This is a genomic window from Rhodococcus sp. C3V (assembly GCF_029269915.1).
In the GTDB taxonomy this organism is placed as follows: Bacteria; Actinomycetota; Actinomycetes; order Mycobacteriales; family Mycobacteriaceae; genus Rhodococcus_F; species Rhodococcus_F qingshengii.
In genome coordinates, this window is the sequence record NZ_JARJBE010000058.1 from 1 (window position 1) to 1,053 (window position 1,053).

Below are 1,053 nucleotides of genomic sequence, written 5' to 3' on the forward strand. Positions count from 1 at the left end.
CGAGGACCAGCCCGTCTACTTCAATCCCGCGTCAACAACGTCCGTACCCGCAACAACTAGTGCCCGTGGGAAGGCCGAGCAGCGTTTCGGGCTGGAGTTGATAGGCCATCGCCTGGACCGTGTCGATGGCCGTTCGCGTCTGTGCGAGGGATGCCGGTTCGACACTGGAACGCAAACTCCCTGTGAGTGCTTCCACTCCTTCGGTTTTGCAGCATGCTGGTTATGAGGGGGAACAAGAATAGCAGCAACCCAAGTGCGGCTTTACTCCCAGGAGGATCTTCTTAGCTGGCATCGTCGACTCCTGTTCTTTAAGTTCTGTATCGCAGCAACCGGTTTCGCGCTCCGCAAACCGATGGATTCAGTGCCGTGCAGATTTCGTTAGATAAGATGCGTAGATGCGTAGATGCGTAGATGCGTAGATGCGTAGATGCGTTGAATCGACGTTACGAGCTCCGCAGCATTTCGCGTATCACTTGTCAGCGGGAAGGTGCAGTAATTCTGCTGTTCTCGTCTGGGCGCGGTCGGCTCCGTCGATGGCCTCCAGAGCCGCGCAGGAGTAGCTGCTGTTCGCGTATTCGCGAGGTGTGACTGTGTATCTCCGCTTGAACTCTGTAATGAAGTGGGATGCGCTCGAATACCCCACCGCGCGTGCGACTTCGCTGATACTGGGACCGGATCCGGTCAGTAGTATTCGCCGCGCAGCGTCGAGTCGCTCAGATTTGAGGAACTGGTAGGGGCTTACGCCGATTCTCGCGCGGAAAGTGTGTGCAAACGCAGATTCGCTGAGCTGAACTTCTCGCGCAATGTCGTTCACGGTGATCGAATCTGTAAGGTGCGATCTGATGTATTCAATCGCCGCCCGTGTGGGATCGTCTGTGGACCCGCGTGCGACGACCTCGAGCGGACCTTGGCAGCACACGATCTGAAGAAGGAGATACACAATCTCCTGCAAGCAGATCGGCGCGAGAACACGCTCGTCGAGTTCGCCGCCGTGTGCATGGTAGGACCCCATTTGATGAGCCACTCGCTATCAGAGAATCAATGCGTGTGAAT

1 protein-coding gene is annotated in these 1,053 nt (G+C 56.5%); it reads right to left on the minus strand.

What is annotated here, in order from left to right; genetic code table 11:
* Positions 1-469: 469 nt before the first annotated feature.
* On the minus strand, positions 470-1,012 hold the full coding sequence (locus tag P3G66_RS31780) for an AraC family transcriptional regulator (protein ID WP_276117882.1): 543 nt from the start codon (positions 1,010-1,012) through the stop codon (positions 470-472).
* Positions 1,013-1,053 lie beyond the last annotated feature (41 nt).